Annotated in this window: 22 protein-coding genes and 6 tRNA genes; 4 read left to right on the top strand and 24 right to left on the bottom strand. The window is 50.0% G+C overall.

What is annotated here, in order from left to right:
• Window positions 1–51 precede the first annotated feature (51 nt).
• From BZG72_RS11125 to BZG72_RS11095, 7 genes are all read right to left on the bottom strand, one after another.
• Entirely contained in the window at window positions 52–432 is a 381-nt protein-coding gene (locus BZG72_RS11125) for a hypothetical protein (protein ID WP_131828033.1), read from the bottom strand.
• A gap of 285 nt (window positions 433–717) precedes the next feature.
• On the bottom strand, window positions 718–1,863 hold the full coding sequence (locus tag BZG72_RS11120) for an HNH endonuclease (RefSeq protein WP_108743055.1): 1,146 nt from the start codon (window positions 1,861–1,863) through the stop codon (window positions 718–720).
• Window positions 1,864–2,541: 678 nt separating this feature from the next.
• Window positions 2,542–2,632 (bottom strand) — tRNA-Ser (locus tag BZG72_RS11115).
• A gap of 133 nt (window positions 2,633–2,765) precedes the next feature.
• Window positions 2,766–3,518 carry a phosphate ABC transporter ATP-binding protein PstB gene (pstB, locus tag BZG72_RS11110; RefSeq protein WP_241828133.1) on the bottom strand — a complete coding sequence of 251 codons (753 nt, stop codon included), beginning with the start codon at window positions 3,516–3,518 and terminating at the stop codon, window positions 2,766–2,768.
• 133 nt (window positions 3,519–3,651) lie between these two features.
• A complete protein-coding gene (gene pstA / locus BZG72_RS11105; RefSeq protein WP_077600397.1) occupies window positions 3,652–4,956 on the bottom strand; it encodes a phosphate ABC transporter permease PstA in 1,305 nt (434 codons plus the stop codon).
• Window positions 4,949–6,331, bottom strand: a complete 1,383-nt coding sequence (pstC, locus tag BZG72_RS11100; RefSeq protein WP_046075216.1) for a phosphate ABC transporter permease subunit PstC — start codon at window positions 6,329–6,331, stop codon at window positions 4,949–4,951. Before pstC ends, pstA begins: the two co-directional genes overlap by 8 nt.
• 66 nt (window positions 6,332–6,397) lie before the next feature.
• Window positions 6,398–7,438 (bottom strand): substrate-binding domain-containing protein, encoded by a 1,041-nt coding sequence (locus tag BZG72_RS11095; RefSeq protein WP_077666801.1) that lies wholly within the window; start codon window positions 7,436–7,438, stop codon window positions 6,398–6,400.
• Between the two features lie 293 nt (window positions 7,439–7,731).
• On the opposite strand from BZG72_RS11095, the gene BZG72_RS11090 reads away from it, so the two are divergent.
• Window positions 7,732–8,202, top strand: a complete 471-nt coding sequence (locus BZG72_RS11090; RefSeq protein ID WP_077578997.1) for a hypothetical protein — start codon at window positions 7,732–7,734, stop codon at window positions 8,200–8,202.
• Between the two features lie 83 nt (window positions 8,203–8,285).
• On the opposite strand, the gene BZG72_RS11085 is transcribed toward BZG72_RS11090, so the two are convergent.
• Window positions 8,286–9,905, bottom strand: coding sequence for a methyl-accepting chemotaxis protein (locus tag BZG72_RS11085; protein ID WP_077666800.1), 1,620 nt, complete (start codon window positions 9,903–9,905; stop codon window positions 8,286–8,288).
• Between the two features lie 128 nt (window positions 9,906–10,033).
• On the bottom strand, window positions 10,034–10,495 hold the full coding sequence (locus tag BZG72_RS11080; protein ID WP_241832545.1) for a DUF3429 domain-containing protein: 462 nt from the start codon (window positions 10,493–10,495) through the stop codon (window positions 10,034–10,036).
• 202 nt (window positions 10,496–10,697) lie between these two features.
• On the opposite strand from BZG72_RS11080, the gene BZG72_RS11075 reads away from it, so the two are divergent.
• Window positions 10,698–12,371 (top strand): BCCT family transporter, encoded by a 1,674-nt coding sequence (locus tag BZG72_RS11075; protein WP_077666799.1) that lies wholly within the window; start codon window positions 10,698–10,700, stop codon window positions 12,369–12,371.
• A 63-nt stretch (window positions 12,372–12,434) separates the two neighbouring features.
• On the opposite strand, the gene glpC is transcribed toward BZG72_RS11075, so the two are convergent.
• The 10 genes from glpC to BZG72_RS11020 all read right to left on the bottom strand — a co-directional run bounded on the left by glpC (window position 12,435) and on the right by BZG72_RS11020 (window position 21,458).
• Window positions 12,435–13,691 (bottom strand): anaerobic glycerol-3-phosphate dehydrogenase subunit GlpC, encoded by a 1,257-nt coding sequence (gene glpC, locus BZG72_RS11070; RefSeq protein WP_077666798.1) that lies wholly within the window; start codon window positions 13,689–13,691, stop codon window positions 12,435–12,437.
• Entirely contained in the window at window positions 13,681–14,994 is a 1,314-nt protein-coding gene (glpB, locus tag BZG72_RS11065) for a glycerol-3-phosphate dehydrogenase subunit GlpB (protein ID WP_077666797.1), read from the bottom strand. The genes glpC and glpB overlap by 11 nt, the downstream gene beginning before the upstream one ends.
• Window positions 14,991–16,685, bottom strand: coding sequence for an anaerobic glycerol-3-phosphate dehydrogenase subunit A (gene glpA, locus BZG72_RS11060; protein WP_077666796.1), 1,695 nt, complete (start codon window positions 16,683–16,685; stop codon window positions 14,991–14,993). Before glpA ends, glpB begins: the two co-directional genes overlap by 4 nt.
• A gap of 291 nt (window positions 16,686–16,976) precedes the next feature.
• On the bottom strand, window positions 16,977–17,660 hold the full coding sequence (locus BZG72_RS11050) for a YoaK family protein (protein ID WP_046075224.1): 684 nt from the start codon (window positions 17,658–17,660) through the stop codon (window positions 16,977–16,979).
• 8 nt (window positions 17,661–17,668) lie between these two features.
• Window positions 17,669–18,436 (bottom strand): glucosaminidase domain-containing protein, encoded by a 768-nt coding sequence (locus BZG72_RS11045; RefSeq protein WP_108743054.1) that lies wholly within the window; start codon window positions 18,434–18,436, stop codon window positions 17,669–17,671.
• A gap of 109 nt (window positions 18,437–18,545) precedes the next feature.
• Complete coding sequence (locus BZG72_RS11040) at window positions 18,546–19,400, bottom strand: sterol desaturase family protein (RefSeq protein ID WP_235606082.1); 855 nt, start codon at window positions 19,398–19,400, stop codon at window positions 18,546–18,548.
• A 173-nt stretch (window positions 19,401–19,573) separates the two neighbouring features.
• Window positions 19,574–20,236, bottom strand: a complete 663-nt coding sequence (locus BZG72_RS11035; protein WP_077666795.1) for an epoxyqueuosine reductase QueH — start codon at window positions 20,234–20,236, stop codon at window positions 19,574–19,576.
• A 102-nt stretch (window positions 20,237–20,338) separates the two neighbouring features.
• Window positions 20,339–20,611: a hypothetical protein gene (locus tag BZG72_RS11030; RefSeq protein ID WP_046075232.1), complete on the bottom strand. Its 273-nt coding sequence runs from the start codon at window positions 20,609–20,611 to the stop codon at window positions 20,339–20,341.
• Window positions 20,612–20,732: 121 nt separating this feature from the next.
• Window positions 20,733–21,194 (bottom strand): GNAT family N-acetyltransferase, encoded by a 462-nt coding sequence (locus BZG72_RS11025; RefSeq protein WP_131828032.1) that lies wholly within the window; start codon window positions 21,192–21,194, stop codon window positions 20,733–20,735.
• Window positions 21,195–21,367: 173 nt separating this feature from the next.
• Window positions 21,368–21,458, bottom strand: a tRNA-Ser gene (locus BZG72_RS11020).
• Between the two features lie 182 nt (window positions 21,459–21,640).
• Between BZG72_RS11020 and BZG72_RS11015 the strand changes: the two genes are divergently transcribed.
• Window positions 21,641–22,000, top strand: a complete 360-nt coding sequence (locus BZG72_RS11015) for a HopJ type III effector protein (protein WP_046075234.1) — start codon at window positions 21,641–21,643, stop codon at window positions 21,998–22,000.
• 73 nt (window positions 22,001–22,073) lie between these two features.
• Here BZG72_RS11015 and BZG72_RS11010 read toward each other — a convergent pair whose 3' ends face one another.
• Window positions 22,074–23,060 carry an arginine deiminase-related protein gene (locus BZG72_RS11010; RefSeq protein ID WP_077607426.1) on the bottom strand — a complete coding sequence of 329 codons (987 nt, stop codon included), beginning with the start codon at window positions 23,058–23,060 and terminating at the stop codon, window positions 22,074–22,076.
• Between the two features lie 332 nt (window positions 23,061–23,392).
• Between BZG72_RS11010 and BZG72_RS11005 the strand changes: the two genes are divergently transcribed.
• A complete protein-coding gene (locus tag BZG72_RS11005; protein ID WP_077666793.1) occupies window positions 23,393–24,364 on the top strand; it encodes a sensor domain-containing diguanylate cyclase in 972 nt (323 codons plus the stop codon).
• A 25-nt stretch (window positions 24,365–24,389) separates the two neighbouring features.
• Here BZG72_RS11005 and BZG72_RS11000 read toward each other — a convergent pair.
• From BZG72_RS11000 to BZG72_RS10985, 4 genes are all read right to left on the bottom strand, one after another.
• Window positions 24,390–24,465 (bottom strand) — tRNA-Gly (locus BZG72_RS11000).
• Between the two features lie 36 nt (window positions 24,466–24,501).
• A tRNA-Met gene (locus BZG72_RS10995) sits at window positions 24,502–24,578 on the bottom strand.
• A 37-nt stretch (window positions 24,579–24,615) separates the two neighbouring features.
• Window positions 24,616–24,691: transfer RNA gene (locus tag BZG72_RS10990), tRNA-Gly, on the bottom strand.
• A 137-nt stretch (window positions 24,692–24,828) separates the two neighbouring features.
• Window positions 24,829–24,905 (bottom strand) — tRNA-Met (locus BZG72_RS10985).
• Between the last annotated feature and the right edge of the window lie 21 nt (window positions 24,906–24,926).

The following is a 24,926-nucleotide window of genomic DNA, read 5'->3' as shown; positions in this document are numbered from 1 at the left end:
CCGGTTTGTAGCCGCGAAGCGGCGGAAAATCAGTCGCTGTGCAGCCGATTGTTATGATTTTACTATACCAACCTTAATTGCAAACTCTCTCAGTCGCTTTTCGTCGTCGAAGATGTTATCAAAATCCATTTTCACAAAGCCGGTAAACTCGGTAGCGGTTGGTTCAATTAAGCTTGATAGCAAGTTTCTCATCTTCATCATCCAAGCATGGTTTGTCATAGTAGATGAGTAATTAAACTTGCCTTCTCCAAAACCAATAAAAGAGGGTAAAAAATGTTCGTAGGCATCAAGAGAGTACCGAATGAAGACAGAGTACTCTCCCAGCTCGTCTTTAACATCTTTGTATGTGGCATCATCCAAATAGCTGGAAAGATCAGCTAATTTGCTTAAATCATGTCCGGTCTTCTTTACCAATCTATAGATTTCTTCCATGTTTTCACTTTTGTGGGAAAGAAATATATGAGATTTCAAAATGCACTCAAAACCCATTAAGAGCTCTACAAAGCACTTAAATCTTTTAGTTTTAGAGTACTCCTCGTACAGAATATCAAACCGGTCTAAAAAGTCGGTGGCATCCGTAAAGAAATGGAATGCTAAATCATTCCTAAGACTAGTTTTTCGAACCTGCACTAAAGCCCCCTAAAATCATAACGCCTTGCTCACCGGTAAATTATGAGCGCAGCGAGTAATTTATCCGCGTGCAGCAATTTGTTATGCCTAATCACGCCTATGCCGACCAGTGAACTGGTTTAATACCCATGGTTCCAATTTCTCCCATAGCAGGCCCACCAGACGGTTGTGTTGCTCTTCGGTTATTGTTTCGCCTTCTTTTGCTCCGCAATTGGCGAACGCATACCGAACCGCCTCATCTAGAACTCTCTCCCTTTCTTCTTTATGTTGGATTTCCAGTGCCGGGCCTATAACTGCACCCATAGCCTCCTGTACGGCATTGCCATCCCACTTCTCATCGTCATATGCCTTCCGTATGTCAGTGGACGTCAAATCCAAGTCAACATCGAGATCCAGCTCCTTACCTTTGGTCGGATCAATCGAGTACGTTGCCGAGAACGCACTCCCTGAATAGCTGCTCGACAGACACATGACAACCCGCATTACACCGAAGTATTCAACGTATCCACGAATGAGATTGCTATCTGGATCGCCATTAACATGGACAACGTGAATTGGAATTCCAGCGGGCCTTTCAAGCACCAAATCCTTCTCGTAGTAATACCCAAAACACGGCTCAGATTCTTGTTCTTTTAGAAATTGAATAGCATGCTCACATTCTCTCACGCTCACGCCAGTTGTAGAGACCAACGCAAGCGCTGTTTTGACAAATGAGCGCCCGGCATCTAAACCACCGAAGGACAAGTTGAATTTAATTGGATTCTGAGAATAGCTGGATTTCGCCTGGGCTTTCTCAAGCAGTTCATCAGCATCAAGTTGGGGGTATTTTCTTGCGACACCTTTCAGCATCCTTTTTGCTTCAGCCATGTTTCTGGCTGAAATGTTAATCTCTACGCCGCTTTCATTCTTATGCTCTTTGAAAATAGGTCTTGGCAAGTCCAGTGATCCATCAGCGTTGAGTACCCATTCATCTCCGCTGGTGGTTTGAAAATTCTGAGAAGGTGCATCACCACGTTCCCTGTTAATTCGAAAAAACAGACTCAACGGGTTCATTTGGCGCGCAAGTGCAGACTCCCAGTTATCACCGGATTCTGAGTTGCAGCCCACACACAGGAAACCTGAGACTTTCTTCCTCCCTCCAATAGAGTTGGGGATCAAGTGTTCACGAGAGTCTATTTCTTTGGAAATCACCGCTTCACACAGCAAACATCGTTTTTCCCGATCGCTTCTCAAGAGGTCAACTCCATTTTGCATAACATTGTATTAGTGCGCGCGCTCGATTTTCCAAAACCGTTATACGCGCCTTTTTTTCATCTAACTACTTATAATTAAACACATTTTTAATCCTTGAAGCAATCGCCTTGTCTGCGAAAGTGTGCATGCCGCCTATCCCGGACAAGGCGTTCACACTATCCTCAAAGGCGAAGTTATAACTCATTGATTATATTTAACTAATATTTTGTCTTTCGGCGATAATGCGAATGTGTCTCGAAAAAGTGTGCACACTATTTGGCTTTCCTTACCGATAGGCTGTATGAATATACAGTTTTAGGTGGAGGAAAAAGATCATGACCAAAAGTCCTTTTATGGCAAGCCTTCAGCACGAGATTAGGCGGCAAGGTTATACGATCAAACCGAGAAGAGTTACTTATACTGATATATCCATATGATCGGATAGCAATTTGCGGGCACGACAAGCCCAATGGATTTGCTTTAACGCCCACGCTACCGCCGTTGGTTAGCGGCGTCCAAAAAGCCATGTAAGAGGCAGAAATATTGAGGGTTAGCGTACCAGAGTGCAGAATAGCTGTTTAGACAGAATCGCCTAAAATGTTGGTGAGGTCAGGGTTTGGGAGTTTGCGGGACAATAAATGCAAAAAAGCCGCTGACTGAGCAGCGGCTTTCGGTATGTGGCGGAGAGATAGGGATTTGAACCCTAGAAGGGCTATTAACCCTTGCCGGTTTTCAAGACCGGTGCTTTCAACCACTCAGCCATCTCTCCGGAACGGGGCGTATAGTATGAGCAGAGGTGGCTGATGTAAAGTGACTTTTTGCACTTTTATCGCTAAATGCTGAAATAATCAGCAAACGCCCCTGCTCTATGCCCAATGGCGCTGGGTCAGCGCCATATCGGCTTAACCAAAGCGACCGTTAATGTAGTCAGAGGTCAGTTTGTGCTCAGGGTCATTAAAGACTTTTTGTGTGCTGTTTACTTCTACCAAGTCGCCAAGGTGGAAGTAAGCGGTGCGATCAGACACACGTGCCGCTTGCTGCATCGAGTGCGTGACGATCACAATGCTGAAGTTTTTCTTCAGATCGGCAATCAGCTCTTCAATGATACCGGTGGCAATGGGGTCTAACGCCGAGCAAGGCTCATCCATCAAGATCACTTCAGGCGCGACAGCAATGGTACGTGCGATACACAGACGTTGCTGCTGGCCGCCTGATAGGCCTGTTGCGGGCTGATCCAGGCGATCTTTCACTTCGTTCCAAAGCCCTGCCCGCGTCAGTGATTGCTCGACTAGGCCATCTAACTCATCTTTGCCGTCAACCAGACCATGAATACGTGGGCCATATGCCACGTTATCGTAAACCGATTTCGGGAACGGGTTAGGACGCTGGAATACCATGCCCACTTGCGAGCGAAGCTCCACAATTTCGGTGTCGCGATGATAAATATCCTCGCCATCCAAAATAATATCACCCGATACTTGGCACCCAGGAATGGTATCGTTCATGCGGTTTAGGCAGCGCAAGAAGGTGGATTTACCACAGCCTGACGGGCCAATCATCGCCAAGACTTCTTTTTCACCAATATCTAGACTGACATCGGTAATCGCTGATTTTGAGCCGTTCTCGTAATTCACAAATACATTACGGGCAGTCATGCGTGGGTTTTCTACGAAAGGTACACCACACGTCTCAGTCGGTGCCGCGGTATTTTGCGGCGTGGCATCTACTACTTCTTCGGTCATGGCTACATTGTTCATTGTTGTCGTCGTCATGGTTGTTTCTCCCGACTTACCAGCGTCGCTCAAGACGCTTACGCAGAATCACGGCACAGGCATTCATAAGCGCGAGGAATGCCAGCAATACCATGATTGCGCCAGAGGTGTTTTCGACAAAGCCCTTTTCAGGGTTCTCTGCCCATAAGTAAATTTGAACGGGTAACGCAGTGGCAGCATCCAGTGGCCCTGAAGGGATATCCACAATAAAGGCCACCATACCAATCATCAGTAGCGGCGCGGTTTCACCCAGCGCTTGTGCCATACCGATAATGGTGCCGGTTAGCATGCCAGGCATAGCTAATGGCAACACATGATGAATCACCATTTGCATTTTCGATGCGCCGACACCCAAGGCGGCGTCACGTACCGAGGGTGGCACCGCTTTGATAGATGCACGGCTCGAAATAATGATAGTTGGCAACGTCATCAGCGTCAGTACCAAGCCGCCAACAACCGGCGCTGAACGCGGTAGGTCGGCAAAGTTGAGGAACACGGCTAAGCCCAGCAAACCAAACACAATTGACGGTACCGCTGCCAGGTTATTGATGTTGATTTCAATAATCTCAGTGATGCGATTACGTGGCGCGAACTCTTCCAAGTAAATCGCGGCTGCCACCCCGATAGGGAAGCTTAATGCCAGTGTCACCAGCAACGTATAGAAAGAGCCTACGGTCGCGCCCCAGATCCCAGCAAGTTCAGCATCACGGCTGTCACCATTGGTGAAAAAGCGCGAGTTGAACACGGTGCGAACACGATCGTCTTCTTTAAGCTGATTGAACCAGCCAATGTGTTTGTCCTTAAACTGGCGATAAGACTCCGGCAAGCTGCCATCGATATTGCCTTTATTAAATTGGTTGACGTTATCGCCGGCGAGTGCCCAAATTTCTACTTCTTGCCCCACCAAGTCAGGGTTGGCCGCCACACGGTCACGCAAGTCATACTCGGCGCCGTTAGACAGAAAACGGAACAGCTCACGTTTGTCACCACGCGACGTCACGTCTGGCATGGCATCAAAAATGGCATCCGCCAGCACTGAGCGATAACCCAAGTATTTAAGGGTTTCGTCATTTAATGGCTTGCCTTCAATACCTAGGTTTTCTTCACTTAAATCAACGGTCAAGCGAATTTCCGTGGTGTAGAAAGCGGTATAACCTTGCGAGACGATCGAGCCGAGCAATAAAACCAAGAAGGTAAACGCAAGGAAAATAGAGCCCATTCCGTAAAAACGAAAACGTCCTTCTTTCCCGCGGCGCTTTGCTAAGCTTGCCCTTACCCTTGCGCGCTTTTCTTGCGCCATTTTTTCGATTTTATCAGTCATATTGTTCCCGGTATTTCTTCACGATGTTCAGCGCAATCACGTTAAGTGCGAGTGTCACAACAAATAATGTCAGACCCAAAGCAAACGCCGCCAAGGTCTTTGGACTATCAAATTCTTGGTCACCCACGAGTAAGGTTACAATTTGCACCGTCACTGTGGTCACTGAGTCAAGTGGATTGGCCGTTAGATTCGCAGACAGACCCGCCGCCATCACCACAATCATGGTTTCGCCGATTGCACGTGAGACAGCCAGCAATAAGCCGCCCACAATGCCGGGTAACGCAGCCGGTAGAACCACTTTACGAACCGTTTCTGACGGGGTGGCACCCAGTCCGAACGAACCATCACGCAGCGATTGGGGGACAGCGGTGATCACGTCGTCTGACAATGACGAAACGAAAGGAATAATCATGATCCCCATTACCGCGCCCGCAGCCAGAGCACTCTCTGACGAGGCACTGCTAAAGCCGATCGCCTGTGCCACATCACGAATAAACGGCGCGGCGACCAAGGCGGCAAAGAAGCCATAAACCACCGTCGGAATACCGGCGAGGATTTCCAGAATCGGTTTGACGATACCCCGTACACGCGGCGATGCGTATTCGGCTAAATAGATGGCACTCATCAACCCGACTGGCGCCGCAATACACATGGCGATAAACGAGATCATCAAGGTGCCAGTGAACAAGGGAATCGCACCAAATGAGCCACTCGCCGCCTGCTGATCGGCGCGCAATGCAATTTGCGGCGACCACTCAGTGCCAAAGATGAACTCAGTGACTGGAATCATTTGGAAAAAGCGCAACGCCTCAAACAGCACCGAGAGCACAATGCCCAGTGTGGTCAAAATCGCGAGTGTTGAGCAAAGCAGCAAAAACGCCTGCATCACATTTTCAACGCGATTTCGAGCGCGAAGACGTAATCGCAGAGAGCGCCAGCCAAAAGCCAAACCCGCTAACGCGAGCGATGTCATTGCGGTGAAACGCAATGTCGTTCCCAGTTGGTTCAGCATTTGATAGTGGTCAGCCGCTGCCAACAAGACAGCATCGTCAGTTTGGGTGATGCCACGAGCGACGTTTCCAATCTGACTGTATAGCAAGTCGGCGTTGCCGAACTGCGTAACATACGCATCAGATATCTGTGCCATCACCAAACTGTGGATCAAGTTGGGTTCTACCGCTTGCCACAACAATAAGAGAACCAGTGCCGGAATAGCCGCGAGAATCGCAACATAAGAGCCGTAATAATTAGGACGAGAATGAAGCTTACTCAATCCGCCAGCCGTATCGGCGAGCTTGATTGAGCGTGCTCGAGCAATAAAAAAGCCTGAAATTGCAATTACAGCAATTACGGTCATCAGCATGGGTGTTGTCATTGTTCCTCCTGAACACGCACAAAGGTGGCACCTCATGTGTGCCACCTTTTCGTGTTCACACTGCGCTTACAGGTTTGGTTTTAGGTCAACTGCGGCGCTGCGTACTTGTTTCCATTCACTGTTGTCGAGTGGGATAAGGCCACGGTCAGCCAGGTAACCCATGTTGCCGATAGCATCTTCAGCAGTGAATGCGGTCACGTAGTCTTTTAGACCTGGGATCACGTCTTCGTGTGCTTTTTTCACGTAGAAGTACAGTGAACGTGATACGGGGTAGTCACCGCTACCAATCGCGTCAAACGTTGGTTCAACACCCGCGATTTTTGAGCCTTGTACCTTGTCAGCGTTTTGCTCTAGGAAGCTGTAACCGAAGATGCCAAGTGCGTCTGGGTTTGCTTCAAGCTTTTGCACGATAAGGTTGTCGTTCTCACCCGCTTCGATAAAAGCGCCATCTTCACGCATGCCGTGACAAATCGCTTTGAATTTGTCTTCGTTGCTGTCTTCAAGCGCCGCCACTTCTGGGTACTCGGCACAGCCCGCTTCCATGGCTAGCTCAACAAAAGCGTCACGCGTCCCTGATGTTGGTGGTGGACCTAGCACCTCAATTTTGGTGTTAGGCAGTGATGGGTTCACGTCTTTCCACGTTTCATTTGGGTTGTCGACAAAGTTGCCGTTGCCGTCTGGCACGGTTTTAGCGAGCGCGGTGTAGATCTCTTTCAAGCTCAAGTCATATTGCTGAGACATTTTCGAGTTTGCCAGCGCAATACCGTCATAACCGATTTTGATTTCAACAATGTCGTCAACACCGTTTGACTTACAACGGTCGATTTCCGAGCTTTTGATTTTACGTGATGCGTTAGTGATATCTGGCGTGTTTTCACCCACACCTGCACAGAACAGCTTAAGACCGCCGCCTGAACCGGTAGATTCGATTTTTGGTACTGAGTATTGCGACGTGCGACCGAAGCGCTCAGCAACTACAGTAGCAAAAGGGTAAACAGTAGAAGAGCCAACGATGCTAATGTAATCACGGTTTGCGGCCGTTGCGCTACCTGAGGCCAGCACGGCCATTGATACTGTAGTAGCTGCAAAGAGAGCTTTAAGTTTCACATCAACCTCCAAGTCGATTATTTAAGTTAGTGCTGTGCAAATCAATTTATCTACACATAACGAAGAACTCGGTTAACGGGGAGACACATTAAGAGCACAAAGTGACAGTTCCTTTATGCAATCATGAAGGTTTGATGACAGTGCGGCGCATTGGTAACAGATTCAAAAGTTGTTTTTACCACGCTGGCGCTGTGCGTATGGCGGGCTAGGATAGACTCACCAAGGACTGACGCGCGTAGACTCGATGCACCATCGAACGCCCCGTCCTCCACCTTTTTTGATGAGTAAAGGCAATGATAGATGCCAAAGATAATGTCTCGTTAAACGCGCGTGCCGACGAGACACCGATGCATGGCGATACCGTGCCGAGTAAGCCGGTCGTTTTGTTTTTATGCGATGGTAAGCACGGTGCCTCTTTGATGGCCGCCGCGGTGATGGTAAACAAAGCCAGCAGTTTTTTTGATGTCCACTGCGCACATACATCCAGCACTATGCATACGGCGCAAGCGTCAAAAGCGTTAATTCAGTTTCAACTCTCAACGTCCGGGATCACGCCGTCCCCGCTGGCCGAGCTGAGATTGACGTATGTTGATTATCTGGTTGCGATGAACCCCGCTGCCGTGCAATCCGGATTACCATTACCTGATTATGGAAAATTTGTACCCTGGGATGTGACTGAGCATAGCGAGGCAGGCTTGACCGCCGTGCTCCGAACGATCAATCAAAACATTAACTATTTTTTGTCTTTGTATTTATTTCGCTAACGCTGACAGACATTGCCAAGGTAATAAAAAAGTGCGCCGCGTGGGCGCACTTTTTTTGTTTAGTGCCTCGTGCTTAGTGCACATCATCCGAGCCTAAAGGCTTCCGCTTGCTCTTTGATACTGGCGTTTTCTTTTTCCAAACGTTCGTACGCTTGACGGGTTTGCTCCGCCGTCTCGGCAAGTGATTCCGCCGCGCGGTGAATCGCTGACACATTTTGATTCAAATCCGCCGCTGCCGTGGTTTGCTCTTCGGTCGCGGTAGCAATCGCGCCTGTCATTTCTGATACCTGCTGCGTCGCATCATTGATGGTGTCAATCGCTTCTGCCGCCCGTTTGGCATCGTCCAGCCCTTTTTGCGTTAACGTTTGGCTATCGCTCATCACTTTGTAGGCTTGACGCGCTTTCGTTTGCAGCCCTTCAATGATTTGATTGATCTCATCGGTCGATGATTGGGTTTTGGTCGCCAATCCACGCACTTCATCAGCTACGACCGCAAAACCTCGACCCGCTTCGCCCGCGCGAGCAGCTTCAATGGCCGCGTTGAGCGCGAGCAAGTTGGTTTGCTCGGCGATAGTGCTAATCACTTCCGAGACTTTACCAATATTTTCGCTGTCTTCGGTTAACGCCTCAATCACTTGCGATGCTTCATTAACTTGGTCTTTTGCCGCCACGCTTTGCTGGTAAGATTGTTCAAAGGTCTGCCGACCTTGCTCCGCGTATTCACGCGTCTTATCAGTGTGCTCCGCGGCATTCACCGTATTGCTCGCCACTTCCCCAAAGGTCGACTCCATTTGTGTCATCGCACTGGCAAGCTGTGACAGCTCCCCACGTTGTTGTTCAACACTGTTCACGGTATGACTGACCTGGGTCGACAGCTCGTCACTGACTGTTTGTAATCGCTTAGTGCCTTTCACTAAAGACCCTATCAACGCGGTAATGCTTTCTTGCATTTGCGCAAAGGTATTAGCGGCTTGTCCCAGCTCGTCGCGGTTAAAAGCGTTAAGATCCAAACGTTGGGTAAGGTCACCACTTTCCACCCGTTGCATTTGGGTAACCAGCTGCGCCAGCGGCCCACGTATACGCTGTTGTAGCAATAACGCCACACCCGCCATCAGCACAATCAGTGCAACAATCACGGCAATACCGATATAGATTAGTCGCTCGATTTTTTCTGATTCTCGCGTCTTTATCGCATTGGCTTGCTCTTCCAACGTCTCTTGCAGCGTGGCCAAGTTGGCAACTATCTGGTCAAACGGTGCCAGCATAGGGCCCAGCATTTTGCGGCGCGCATCGTCCAGTCGGCCATTATCGATAAGCGAAATGTAATCGTTTTGCATGTCGCGGTAATTGTTGAGGCGTGTCTCAATGGTGTCTACCGCCTCTGTATTGCTATCACTGACCGTTAATGCCTTCATTTTGTCGAGCGCTTCACCGACTTCTTGATCATTGCGCTCAATTTTCACCAGAATATCGCGATGCGCTTGTTTGTCATCGGTTAAACCGTAATCGAGTGCGAAGCGGCGATAAGTGACGGTAAAATAGCGAAGATCAGATACGGTGCTAAGCAGGCGAACATTACGCTCTACCACATCATTAAACTGTGCCTTGACGGTGTTTATCTCGCTAAATAGATACGACCCACTCGCCGCGACCGCAATGCCGAGTGCAAGAAACACCACGCGTAAATACTGTATGATCGTCATTGTTTACCCCGCTGCCCTAAATCTCATTATTAAGTTAATTGTTTTTTTGCGCACGAAGTAACGGGTACGGCCTATTACTGCAATAGGTTCATTCTCAGTAAGGTTTTTCTTGGTGGTCTTTTTACCGTTCACACCACAAAAAGCAGCAATCCATGGCAGGCCACAACCGCCACCGTCAAGCGACCACGCATGGTTTGATAGGCGGAAGACGTGTCCTCACTCTCACTTTTTCGGATCCATTTTTCCGCTAACCATATCGCTAAATAACCGATGGCAAGTAACCCGGTGGCAATCAAATATTGGGTCGCCCCTTGAATCAACGCCCCCCAGGCCAGTAGTGCAAACAAGTTACTCAGCAGTAACGCATTTCGGCTCAGTTTATGAGAAAAATGATCGATACCATTCCCCCACAGTACACCAGACAAAAAGCTCAAAATCACCGCACTGTAGCTTAAAAATAACTGCTCTCCACTGAGGCCAAATAAGGTCAGATCGGCCCAAGTGACGAGGACGCCGCCAATAAAAGGCAGCAAGCCAAGGTATCCAAGTTGCAGCATGGTATCGCGTGAAGCGGATTGTGGTTTCATCATCTTACTCCTAAACAATCTATTAAGGTTTTAATCAGTCTTGAGTGTACGAAGACAATCTTCCACTGGCCGTCTTATCGACACATTTCGCTGCTTTTCTCAGCACTTCAATCCAACATAATGTGATTAATGACTCTTTTTTTTGCAAAGATTGGTCGCGTTGCGTAAATTGTTGCGCGTTTTGTTGTTAAAAGAGGAATGATTCATGTCAACACGAAGTACGTCGGATGCGAGCAATGCGAGTGCATTGCAGCATCCGTTTGCCGATTGCGTCACACAAACCGGCCTGTTTAAAGGTGTTCATAAAAATATGATGATCGCCGCCACGCTTCTGGTTTGTGTCTTCGTGTTTTTTACCGGATTTAATACTGATTTAGCTGGCCGTGTATTTGCCGCTGCTCGTGGCTGGGTGGAATCGACCTTTGGTTGGTATTACATGCTGGTACTAGTGCTGTTACTAGTCGCCAGCTTGACGATTGCCGTTACGCGTTTAGGTAACATTCGTTTAGGTGATGACGACGACCGGCCCGAGTTTAGCACCTTCTCGTGGCTATCCATGTTGTTTTCCGCGGGTGTCGGCGTTGGCATACTGTTTTTTGGGGTAGCCGAACCCACGCTCTACTTTGATACAAGTGGTGCGTTCGGCTACCCCAACAACCCGTATGCAGATATGGCCGGTGCCACCACCATGGGCTTTGATCGCGCCGCCGATGCGTTGCGTGTCACCTACTTCCATTGGGGCTTTCACGGCTGGGCGGTGTATGTGATTGTGGGCCTCGCGCTCGCCTATTTCTCGTTTCGGAAAAAGCTGCCTCTGGCACTACGTTCCACGGTGCACCCACTGATTGGTAACCGCATTTACGGGCCCATCGGCCATATTATCGATATCTTGGGGGTGCTTGGCTGCGTGTTCGGTGTCGCCACCTCGCTGGGGCTCGGTGTCAGTCAGATTGCCGTGGGGCTCGATCGCCTATTTGGCATCGATCCAGGTATCGCGACTCAAGTTATCCTTATTGCACTGATTTCTGTGGCCTCTATCTTGTCGTCTCTCTCTGGCGTCGGCAAAGGGATCCGAATCATTTCTGAGTGGAATATCATCGTCTCCGCACTGGTGATTGCCTACTTTTTATTCGGCGGGCCTACGGCTTGGTTAGTGCAAATATTTGGGGCATCACTGAGCGACTATATGGTCGAGTTTATCCCGATGGGGCTGTGGTTCCCGGAGGCGAAAGGCCCCTCTGCATGGCAAAATGCCTGGACCATTTTCTATTGGGGCTGGTGGATTGGCTGGGCGCCCTTTATTGGCCTATTTATTGCGCGTATTTCTCGCGGCCGCACCTTACGAGAGTTTGTCGTGTGCGTGCTGTGTGCGCCAACCCTAATGATTTTTGCTTGGCTGGCGATTTTTGGCGGTAACGCGTTGCATCAAGAGCTTGTCGCTGATGCCGGGATTGGCACCGCTGGGATTATTGATTTGGTCAATGGTTGGGACTTACCCGCGGCGCTGTTTGCCACCGCTGATGGCATTACTGGCGGCGGGATCTGGGGATGGATACTCAACGCCATGATGATCTTCTTGCTATTTAGTTGGTTCATTACCTCGTCCGATTCGAGCACCCTTGTGCTTACCACGATTCTGTCGATGGGCAATGATAACCCGCCTAAACGCTTTCGAGTATTCTGGGGCACTATGATCGGTGCCGTCGCTGCCGTATTGTTGGTTGCCGGTGGGTTAAGAGCCCTGCAAACCGCGAACATGGTCACTGCCCTGCCCATCAGTGTGTTAGTGATCTTGATGACCATCAGCGTGATGAAGTCTTTACTGGCAGAGTCGGTGGGTAAATCCACCGCCTCGACACCATCACAAGCGAGCAGCTAAACCGCATTTAGCAAACCAAAAAAACGCCACCGCATTGGGTGGCGTTTTTCTTTGCGACGAATATTACGGTGCTACTGGCTCTCCAACCGCCATCGCCAGCACACTCACCGGATGCAAGGCCTCCAGCGATGTGTTTTCTTCAATTTGCCATTTACAGGTTTCACAGTCGGTGATCGCAAAGTCCGCCTGCGCGGCTTCAATCTGAGCAAATAAGCCACTACCGATGGCAATCGAGGTTTGATAGTTCTCGGTTTTAAACCCATAGGTACCTGCCAAACCACAACACTCGCTATCGAGCACAATCACCTCTAACCCGGGGATCATACGCAATAGCTCAATGGTAAACATCGCATTACCACTGCGTTCCAAGTGACAAGGGGTATGGTAAACCACTCGCTTATTAATCGGCTTGAGCTTGGGCATCTCGCCATTCATGGCCGCTTTGAGTAAAAAGCGGGTCACAAAGCTGATCTGCCCTGCCACGTGGGCGTTATCTACTCCCAGTACGTGGGGATACTCTTCTTTTAACGTCAGCGCACACGATGAGGAGGTGGCTATTACAGGGCGATGCTCGGCAACCGCATCGGTAATCATCGCCGTATTGGCGGTCGCGTTACGGCGCGCTTTATCGTAAAAGCCATTGGCAATTAAAGGCACGCCACAGCATTTATGTTTTTCGAGCAATTGCACGCCGTACCCCATCGCATTCATCACTTTCACCAAGTCTTTACCAAGCTGCGGATTGTTAAAATTCACATAACAGCCATGAAAGTAACTGACTTGTTTAGGATAATTCACCTGTGTCGCCGCTTGGCTTTTCATCCAACGCCGAAAGGTGCCAAACGAATACTTGGGTAGAGATTTATGTTTATCCACCCCAATCGTGGCATGCATCACCGCTTTCACCGGTTTCAGATCCGTCATCACGTTCACCAACGGTGCCACTGGATTGGCAAGCGTGCCAAACAAGTCGGTATGGCTCAGCACGTAATCACGCATCAGCTTAGGATTGATATTTTTCTTGCCGTGTTTACCGCGCGCCACCGCAATGATATCGCCAATTTTCACCCCGGAAGGACAGGCGGTCTCACAGCGTTTGCAGTTGGTGCATAGCTTGAGCAGGTCATCATAATACTCAGGGTTTTTGATCCGCAGACGCTCACCATCCGGGCCACACTCTTTGGGGCCAGGATACGCAGGGTTCGCTTTTGATACCGGGCAATACACAGTACAGACCGTGCATTTAATGCATTGGTCAAAACTGGTGGGTTGCGGGGCATGGTCGCTATAGCCACGCTGTTTCAGCCATTCAGTTAGCATGGGACGCCTCCTTAGCGCTCGCCATCACCGCGAGCGCACGTTGCGCGGCGGCGTAGCCGGTTGCGATCGCAACGCCACCGCCACAGCCTTCATAGACGGGGTCGTAACCACTGAGTACCGCACCACACACAAACAGGTTTTGGCAGCGCTTGCCGCGTGCGGTGGGACGTAGTTGGTTGTCGGTGTTAATGCCAAAGGCCATAAAGGGGTGGCTTTGCTGACTGAAAAAGTCGTCGTTGCGCCACTCACTCCGATCAGGGCTTTGCACCATGTCTAATCCCAACGTCGGTTCGCTCACCTGAGTGCGGTCGGCATTGAGACCGCGACTAAAATAGCTGCCCGTCGCCAAGATCACTGCCTCTGCGGTTAACGGAATATCTTCGAGCTGACGCGTATGCAAGGCGGTAAGGCGACCGTTGTCGCCAAACTCACCGCCAGTCACTTGATCGCCGCGCAGCAATACCCCACCCGCGCTAGCAAAGGCCCGCTGTAACGCACGCTCAATGCGGATCCCCAGCAGAGAAGGCGGCATGGTCGGCACTTCGTGAAAACAGCGATCGGTGCGCTGTTTAAGCGCATCCATCCCCCGCTCGCCGGCCACATCGGCAATGATGGCGGGTAAAATCACCAGCTCATCTGGGCCGGACTGCGCGATTAGTTGCTCGCACAGACTGTCAAAGGCATCAGGCTCAGCCAATAAACGAGAAAGATCCACCGAGCGTAGCTCATTGCGGTTACGGCGTAATCGCTCGGCTCCCGGAATCGACAGCGTAATGGTGCGACTTGGGCAGGATGCAAAATCACGTTGCGCGGTAATGGTGTCTTTCGCTAACGTCGGTTGCGCATCGCGATAGCCTTCAATGGCCACAAAACACAAACCAGAGAAACGACGCGGGCCGCGATGCTGATACACATGCCCTTGCGATAGCCAAGTCGGGCGCACAGTACCTAATGGCGTAATGCGGCCGTGGTTGGCGTTATCTTCTTGATGATACAGACACACCTTTTGCGCACTCAGTTGGTGTTGGAACCAAGCGAGTGACTGGGTGACTTCCTCTAAACTGACTTTGGCATATGGGTGCTCAGGGTGCTGGCGCACCAGTTTCGGAATCGCTTCAAAAGGCTGACTGACCGGCTCACCATTGGGAAAATGGCCCAATACATCAATGGAGCCTGACGAGAAATGTAGCGCGCTTTGTCCGGCGCTAATCATTACGGTTTTCTTGCCCGCTTCCAGTGATCGCAATGCGGCAGTAAACCCGGCAATGCCGCCACCAATCACTGCGATATCGTAGTGGATCATTGTGATACCTCCTGATCAGCCGCTGACGTCGGTGCAGCACGCTTTATCTCAGCGCTACTGCGCGGTGCCTTCGGCGGCGTTGGCACCTCACCGGCGCCAAACAATCCTTGATAAATCCAATAGCTAAATTCGGCTTCGCGTAGCGCATCGCCCCAAAAAATCGGTTTCACGCCTTTCCAACGCTCTTCGAGAAAGTCCACCAGCAGCCCTGCACTGGCTTGGCCATCTATCCCTGCCAGTTCACTGAATAAGCTAGCGGCACGATAGCTGCACAACTCGCCCTGACAAGGCCCCATACCCAGACGAGTGCGCCGACGCAGATCGGTGAGATTTTTCACATCCAGCGATTGAATCGCATAGTTCACCTCGCCCTTGGTCACCATTTCGCATTCGCAAATCACCGCTTGGCTGTCGTCACTTTCATCTAAAAAATGGCTAACGCGCTCACCGTGGCGGTAATAGGCGGATTGGTAGACAGGTTTCACCAAGCTAGCACTGGCTTTACGGATCCCTTTAGAAGGCTCAGAGCCCGGTAGCGGGCGAATCGCAGTTTGGCAACGGTTGCGGTTACCCAACTTTTCAGCCACCAAGTCTGTGGCTTGCTCGGCCATCAAACGATAGGTCATGAGCTTGCCACCAGTGATCGTGACCAAGCCTTCCAGCCCATCGCGTGCTTGGTGATCGAGTAACACAATGCCGCGACTGATATTACGACCACTGCCGTCGTCATCTACCGAGACCAAAGGCCGCACGCCCGCATAGGCGCGCAACACGCGTGTATTGGCCATGATGGGGGCGAGCTTAGCCCCTTCGCGCATCAGCACATCCACTTCTTGTGGCGTCACCGCGAGCTTATCAATCTGATCGTACTCGATGTGCTCAGAGGTGGTGCCGATTAAGGAAATGGTGTCACCGGGCACCAAGATGTCAGCGTCCGCCGGCTTACGACAGCGGTTAATCACCCGGTTATTAATCCGATAATCGAGGATCAGCAATGAGCCCTTGGCGGGGAACATTTTAATATTCAGATCGGCATACTCGCAGATTGTCTGCCCCCAAATCCCTGCGGCATTGATCACTTGCTTCGCCATAATGGCAAAACGCTCGCCGGTGAGGGTATGCAAACAATGCACGCCTTGCACCGTCGCCCCTTGACGAATTAATCCCGTCACTCGGGTATGGTTAAACACCTTGCCACCGTGCTCTTTGCCGTCCAGTACGTTCGCGGCACACAAACGAAAGGGATCGATAATGCCATCCGGCACCTGTACCGCGCCAATCATCGCTGGATTCGCGTTGGGTTCGAACGCTAACGCTTCACGTGGCGTCAGTTTTCGGGTCGGAATACCGGCTTTATCGCAACTGGCAATAAAGGTGTCTTGGTACGCTAAATCATCTTCCGGCAAGGTGATAAAAAGTCCGCTGGTGTCTTCCACGCAGTGGCGAGCAACGGCTTTAAGGATGGTGTTTTCTTGAATGCATTCACGGGCCGATTCGGTATCTGTGACCGCGTAACGAGCCCCAGAATGCAGCAGTCCATGATTGCGCCCCGATGTGCCTGCCGCAATATCGTCACGTTCGAGCAAAATGCATGAGATGCCACGCAGTGCGCAATCTCGCATGATGCCGGTGCCGGTTGCACCCCCACCGATGATGACCACATCCGTTTCAATATACTGGCTATTTGGCATGGGGCCTCCTTGTTACTGTATCGTAACGGGAGTGTGGCATTTTCCGTGTCACAAAGACGGCGAGATCATCACACAATGCGCGAATTCGAAACACAAACTCACACTTGTTTGATTTAAGACAAACTTTTGGCCGCCAAAAGACGCGCGAATGGTGACACGGGAAGCCACCGCTACAAGGGAAAGGCCCGACGATCGCACCGAAGGCTCCGTCAAGTTGGCAAATTCAATGCGATGCACAACAAACACATTAAGAAAATGCGCGAAAACGCGCATTGTTAATGATTTGTATAGTTACTTGCTACTGGTGCCAGCCACTAAACGCTGACGTGTCATGTACCCGCGGTAACACAGTGCCACTACAAAACATAACCCTGCGGGAAACAGCAGGGCAGCAAAATGGAAGTGCGCAAAAAGCGCCGCACCCACTACCCCGCCGACGATAAAGCCAGACGCGATCAGTAAAAAGAGCATCAGCTTGCGCTTATCGACTGGATTGCCGCGTAGCTTGCCCCCTAGCATTAATCCTAAATCGGTAAAGATGCCGGTTAAATGGGTTGAGCGCACGATCGCGCCGCTGTAGGTGGTCGCCATCGCATTCTGCAAGCCGCACGCTGCCGAGGCTGCTAACTGACCGATGGCAAACCCGCGAGACAGAAAATAAAACGCCACCATAATCAGCCCAGCTTCGACAAACAGTGCCGAGTCATAATGGCGGCCCAATTTAAGCGTGCTGCCATGCAATAAGCACCCGGAAATCGCGGCACCGAGGAAAAAAGCCAACAATAAGCCACCCAGTTGAATAACTTGTGTCCACTGGCCGGCAAACAACCCCGAGCCAAATTGCGTCGCGGTGCCTGACACGTGCGACACGGCTTGATGTTCAAAGCCCAACAGACCGATCGCATTGATGGTACCGGCGATCAGCGCTAACACAAACGCCCCGGCTTCAACCCACCGAGGCAAACGGGTAATCATTGGCTGTCCTAGTCGTTATTGGATGAGGATGATGGCTGGTCGAGCCTATCCAGTTGGTTGTGGCGGATCATCGCTTGCAACTCCTTCACGTAGGCCTGACCACGCTCTGAATAGCGTACCAGCCCATTGGCGAGTGCTGCGCCTGACAGCGGTTTATTCTGCTCACGCAAGCTGGCGCGGATCTCGCGTAGCCCTTGGTACGCGGCATGGGTATTCAAGTTATTGATGTAGCTTTGTACCGAGGCTTGCGGGTTATCAAACGCTGCGACTTCGTGCACTTTCCCTTCCGCACGTTGCTTGGGCACCAGTCCACATCCTTTACTAAAGCACCACTGGCCGAAGTAGTTATTCCCTTCCCGTGCAAACCGCGACGTGCCCCACGCACTCTCGTTCGCCGCCTGCGCTAACACCAACGACGGAGGAATCATATCCACCCGTTGAATCAATGCCATCCAGTCGGCTTCTTGGCCGACATCAAAACCCTCCAGCTCATACTGTTCGGCGAGCGCTCGGACACGTTTTATTTCTCGGCTACTTAGCTCACTTTTACGCGCATGCCATGCCATTAATGCGGTGCGATCCGCCAGTACCTGGCTGTTAATGGCATTAACAACAGGCGTGAAGTAATCAAAAAACGCCTGCTTACGCTCAGCCCCCGCGGCAAAGGATTGGAAATCAGGCACAAGGGGAGCTTGGGGGCGCTGACACGAAATCAAAATGGTGATGGTCACAGCAAAAATAGCCATGCCAATAAAGACGAAGGTACGATGTTTCATAGTGCCCCTAATGTTGTCGATGTGGGCGGTATTATAACGCATTCAGGCGCAATAGAGGTGTCTTGTTCAGTATCTCACGGAGAAGACACGCTAGGCTAACTAGCGATTATCAGCTCCTGGTGTCTCGTTCTGGCGGTGCAAACAAGCACTGCCATCGTTGCCGAACGCTCAGATCGGGTTGCGTGGCGTCTCGCCACATTTGTTGCCATTCTGCAAAAGTTACCACCAGAGGGTTGAAACTATTCACTGGCTTGGGGATCCCATAGCGAACCGGTTCAGATTCCGGCTCGAAGGTGCCAAATAACTTGTCCCAAATGATTAAAATGCCCGCGTAGTTTTTGTCGATGTACTGAGGATTCACGCCATGATGAACGCGATGATGAGACGGGGTATTAAAAATCCACTCCACAGGCCCGAGTGTCTTTATCCATTGAGTGTGAACAAAAAACTGTAACCCTAAATTCAGCAGTACAACAAACACCACCCATTGCGGCGGAAACCCAATCACCACCAGGGGCAACCAAAACAGCCACATCCCTGCCAGCGGGTACATTAAGCTTTGGCGAAACGCGGTGCTAAAGTTCATCCGCTCAGAGCTATGATGCACCACATGCGCCGCCCACATCCAGCGAATACGATGGCTGGCGCGATGAAACCAGTAATAACAAAAATCCTGCGCGATCATCAGTAATAAGAACAAGCCTACCGACATTTCAATATCGAACAGCCGCCAGCCAAACCACCACAAATACACCTTGGCAATCAGCAGCCCGGTCAGTAAATCTGCAGCTTGATGCAGCCCCGCCAAGGTAAAATTGCAAAGCACTTCCGGCACGTAATAACGGGCATTATCGCCCAATTTTCCGCGGCGCAGCGCTACCCAGTACTCCCCCAACATGCATAAGAAAAACACGGGGGCCAGCACAAGCAGTAGCCATTCGGGATGAGAGATCAGTTCAGTCACGAGCCTTTATCGCACGGTACAATTTCTTAACATATTAGGTGTTTTTGCCCAACCTGTAAGGAAAAGCATCACCAAGCTGTTAGTTTGCGCACATATTGCAATGCAGTGGATGTTCTTCATCAATGGTGAAAAGCGCCCAAACGGCGCCTTTCGCTATTGTCAGCAGTTTAGTTTTAATCGTCGCCGTAGTATTGCACGCCGAGCTTAATTCGCTCGCGTCCTTGCGCTAGGCGATGTTTATTCGTATCCCGCAGCGAATAAATACACCCGCAGTATTCTTGCTGGTAAAAACGCTCGCGCTTACTGATTTCTATCATGCGCTGGCTACCTCCTTGTTTGCGCCAGTTGTAATCCCAGTATTGGACATCTGGATAGGGAGCCGCTGCGCGATGGCCACAATCATTAATTTGCTGCATATTCTTCCAGCGCGAGATACCCAGTGAACTACTGATAAACCGGAAACCATGTTCGGCGGCATATCGCGCTGTACGCTCGAACCGCATATCAAAGCACATGGTACATCGTATTCCGCGCTCGGGCTCAAACTCCATCCCCTTTGCTATGGCGTACCAGTTATCGGTGTCGTAATCCATATCGATAAATGGCACGTCATGATCTTCTGCAAAACGAATATTCTCCTGCTTACGAATTTCGTATTCTTTAGCTGGATGTATGTTGGGATTATAAAAAAAGATGCTGTAACGGATCCCACTCGCTTCAATGGCTTCCATCACCTCTCCCGAACAAGGGGCACAACAAGAGTGAAGTAGTAACTGGTCGTTGTCGCGATCAAAGTCAGACGGCAAAGGCAACGGCATACGTGTAAATTCAGACATCACAGTTCCATGTTCATAATGCTCAAACAAAAACGCGAATATTCATATATTTGCGTATTAAGGTGAATTCTAGCACGCCACCGTCCAATTTTTCAGGCATGGTTATTCCCCCAATGGGTTTTTACGGTTTTTATGATCAATACGTACCTCTCTGGCCTGCATATGATGTTCGCCAGTGACCTCAACGTTCATGCCAGGTTCAAGCTCATCAAGCATGTCAGGGTCAGCCATAATCTTATAAATATCATTGCCCGTCTCAACCATCATGTGGTCTTCTGCGATGTCCGTTACTTGCCCATTTACAACGCTGGGTTGCGCATCGGCCAACACACCAAAGCTAGAGAAAAAACCTAAAAGGCAGAGTAATATTTTCATGGACGTTCCTCTTTGTATTCGCAATCCGCAGAAAACAAAGTAAAGAACAAGGGGGAAATAGTTGCCAGTGAAATGCTGACTCTTTGTTATGGCGTCAACCAGACGCTCGCGTCACACGCCGCTAGTCCCCTACTTTTATCTCGTAAGTGGTAAAGCATTCACCCAACATATGTGTTTTAAATACTCGTAGAGCACGTTGCGTTAAAAACGTGGATTCTCGACGGGTGTGCAGCAAATGAAGATAAACGACTTGATGACCAAGTTGTTCAGCGCGCGAGAGTAGAAACTTAAATACATACCGCCCAAGTCCCCAGTGCGAGGTATCCAACACGATCGCCAATTCAAAACCACATTCAGCACGCTGAATACCACACCATCCTACGAGGCAGTTGTTGACACTCACCGCCCTAACCAAACATCCGTCTTGAGTATCAATGTGTCTCTTCTCTCTCACCCATGTTTTGATGCTCTGTGCATCAAAAGGGGCATGTTCGATAAGATGCTGCCGAATACTGGGTTTATTGAAGATAGGGATAAAGTCGTTTGGCGTGATGGCACCGAGTGGTAAGTAATTAATCATCATCACACTCCAGTATTGGGGCGACTGTAGGAGGCGAGCGACGGTAAGAGTCGCCAGACTAAGTTTACAGTATCAAACAGAAGAGGCTGGATCAGAGCAAGGTGCTGAATATGTTGATGGGATCTGTCTTTACACGATCAAAAAAGCCGCTGATTTCTCAGCGGCTTTTCGATATGTGGCGGAGGGACAGGGATTCGAACCCTGGAAGGGCTATTAACCCTTGCCGGTTTTCAAGACCGGTGCTTTCAACCGCTCAGCCATCCCTCCGAACAGGGTGGTATACTAATGTTGCCCCGAGTTAATGTAAAGCACTGCAACAAAAATTTTGGTTTAAGTGATGGATATTTATCCATTACTCGCGTCGCTTGGCTTCACATTGGTTAAACAAGTTGGTACAACGTGCATATACTCTCGACGAGAGCTCGCATGTTATTAACTCAGGAACCGACATGACCTTAGACAGCTTTCTCGCCAAAGTCACGCAAACCCCAGATATGGTAATGTTTGACGAGACAATGGCGGTGATAGATGCACATTACGACTACGCCCCTACTCGATTCACTAACGGTGATCTCGCCAATAAGGCAGGCCAGAACACAGGCTCTTGCAAAGTACTCGCATTCTGCCAACTTCATGAGCTCACGGAAGCGCAGACGCTCGCCTGCTTTGGGGGGTATTATCGCGAAGACGTGCTGAGCAATCCTTCGGGGACGGATCACAAAAACATTCGTAACTTTATGGTCACCGGATGGAAGGGGGTCTCGTTTGACAAAATGCCACTCAAGGCCAAAACACGCGCGCACTCATAGCCTCAATAGCAACGTAAAACGGCGACTATTCGTCGCCGTTTTGCCTATCAAACCGACGTTTTAACCAAGGCCTTTAACCCGACATCGCGGCTTGGTGACGAGGTAGAAAGACTTCTCCCATCATACAACGCACGCTTCCCCCACCCACGGTTTCAATTGTGTTGACATCGATAGGTACCAGTTTACCAAATTGGCGCAGCGTGCGTTTTTGCTCTTCGGTAAAAGCACTGTAAGCAGACAGTGACATGACGATGAGCGATTCACCGTGGCGATTGCGCAATTGTAGAATATTGCCACAAAGCTGGTTCATTTGTGACTCACTAATGGATACCAAGGTTTTATCTTGGCTCAGTGTGTTACACACGAGGTCGCGCTGCCCAGCTTCGATCACCTCATCGCACACAACGGCAAACTCTTCACCCACTGCCATCATCACATTGGTATGATAAACGGGATTGCCATCGCTCATCTCCGTGTTGAAACTCACGACTTGTCGCATGCCCACCTTTGCCGCCCACTCAGTGAGCAAAATACTGTCGCAACGGTGTGAAAGCGCCGCGTAAACACGCTGGTTGAGATGGTCGATAACCATCGCGCCGGTACTTTCAAGAAACGCATCGTCTTTGTCATGACACTTCACTTTGTGTACGTGATTGACGGCATAGCCTGCACGGTCCAATGCAGCCATTAAGCGCTCGGGTTTCACCTCTAGCTGGCGGTTTGGGCATGCCATGGGATAAAGGTAAAGTTCGCCACTGGGGAGCGTACTAAACCAGTTATTGGGAAATACCGCATCAGGCGTCGCAGGATCAGATTCTGGGTACTCCATGACCACCACATCGATACCGTGGCGGCGGAGGATCATCACCATGTTATTGAATTCGGCCATCGCGCGCGTTTTCACTTCTTCATCCGGCAGTGACGGCGCATGCTGAAAACCATTATCCTCACTCGTTTGTGCATTAAACTTAAAATGAAGCGGGGGCACCATCACCACAGCAGACGCCGCATGCGGATGAGTCAGCGGATATTGGGTATCACAGCTCGCTAAAAACGCCATAAGCAAACCTTCTAAAAACAACAAGTACTAAGAGTATAGAGTCGCTGTCACGCACACGATCAATCCGGGTGCGTCACCGCCTCTTCCAAACAGTGTGAATACTGAATAAGCGATGGAAAATATCATTGAAACAAGTTTTTTACAAACTGAGTTTTTCGGCCTCTCGCCCCCTTAAAAATATGAACGACAAAAAATTATATATCAGATTGAATTAATTGAAGTTTTCACCAAAAGCATTCGCATTTCTAACGATATTTACCGCCACTAACAATTATTGCCCCTACCTTGTGTGTGGTTGGCTACAATAGGAGTAGCGACAAGGAGGAAAAGGCATGGAACCGGCACGCCCCACTCATAATGAGCAGCAAAGACTACACGCATTACACGATCTGGGTATATTAGACACTGGACACGAAGACAGATTTGAGCGGATTGTCAGAGTCGCTGCATATGTCTCGGATTGCCCCGTTGTCGCCATTAGCTTGGTCGATGAACAGAGGCAGTGGTTTAAAGCGAAGCGTGGTTTAGCCGTCAACCAAACAAGTCGAAGCGAATCGATTTGTGGTCACGCTATTCAGCAGTTAGAGCCATTAATTATTGAGGATACTCACAACGATCGTCGCTTTGCTGACAACCCTTTGGTAACCGGTCCTCCCTATATCCGTTTTTATGCAGGCTTTCCTTTTAGCCTAGATAGCGAGCACCTGCTTGGAACGCTCTGTGTCATCGATCATCATCCTCGCGAGCTTACGGATGCCTGTCAGCGCGCGCTGTCAGACCTCGCGCGTATCGTCGAGCATGAATTGATAATGACGCAACAAAATGTCATTGATCCGCTAACAGGCGTATTCAATCGACGTGGCTTTTACCGAGAAGTAAACAGTTATCTAACAGACGATGTTGTCATTGAAGATCAACATACGTTATTACACTTTGATGTTCGCCAGTTACAAGGCGTGAATCAGCGCTATGGCAAGCATGCTGGCGATAAAGTGCTGAAAGAATTTGCTGGCTGTCTAACGGATGTGTTCGGTGACTTAGGCTGGATTGGGCGCCTAGAGGGCTGTGAGTTTGCGGTATTATTGATTCAACAGGATGTCGATGCAGTCGAAGCACAATTGGATCGCTTCTATCTCAGGCTTTGCCGCCGATTATCTTTAGAACGCTATCCGTTTATTTACTCAGTCGGCCTTGCCCACTTTTCGCAGATTGACGAAACCGTCACGCTAGAAACAATGCTTCTAGACGCGACAAGTGATACAAGGCGCTACGCTGTGCCTGAAGAGACACGTCATATTGGGTAAAGGTGATGAGGGAAAGCATGGAGATTGGAGCGACATACGAGGTTCGAACTCGTGACCTCGACCTTGGCAAGGTCGCGCTCTACCAGCTGAGCTAATGTCGCTTATGCAATTGAGCGTTGCATGACGCTGTGTAAAATTGGTTGCGGGAGGCGGATTTGAACCACCGACCTTCGGGTTATGAGCCCGACGAGCTACCAAACTGCTCCATCCCGCGTCCGTAACATCAATTGTTGCTTGATGTGGGCAAAACTTGGAGCGACATACGAGGTTCGAACTCGTGACCTCGACCTTGGCAAGGTCGCGCTCTACCAGCTGAGCTAATGTCGCCTTATGCAATTAAGCGTTGCATGACGCTGTGTAAAATTGGTTGCGGGAGACGGATTTAACGCGCCGTGCAACGGCGCCGACCGAAGGTCGTATTGACTTATTATCAATCGTTAAGTGCTTCTTCAGCAACCTAAAATTGGTTGCGGGAGACGGATTTGAACCGCCGACCTTCGGGTTATGAGCCCGACGAGCTACCAAACTGCTCCATCCCGCGTCCGTAACATCAATTGTTGCT

The organism is Salinivibrio sp. PR6 (assembly GCF_001995955.1).
Taxonomy (GTDB): domain Bacteria; phylum Pseudomonadota; class Gammaproteobacteria; order Enterobacterales; family Vibrionaceae; genus Salinivibrio; species Salinivibrio siamensis.
Note: the sequence above shows the minus strand (reverse complement) of the source record. Positions and strands in the feature narration are given on the sequence as shown.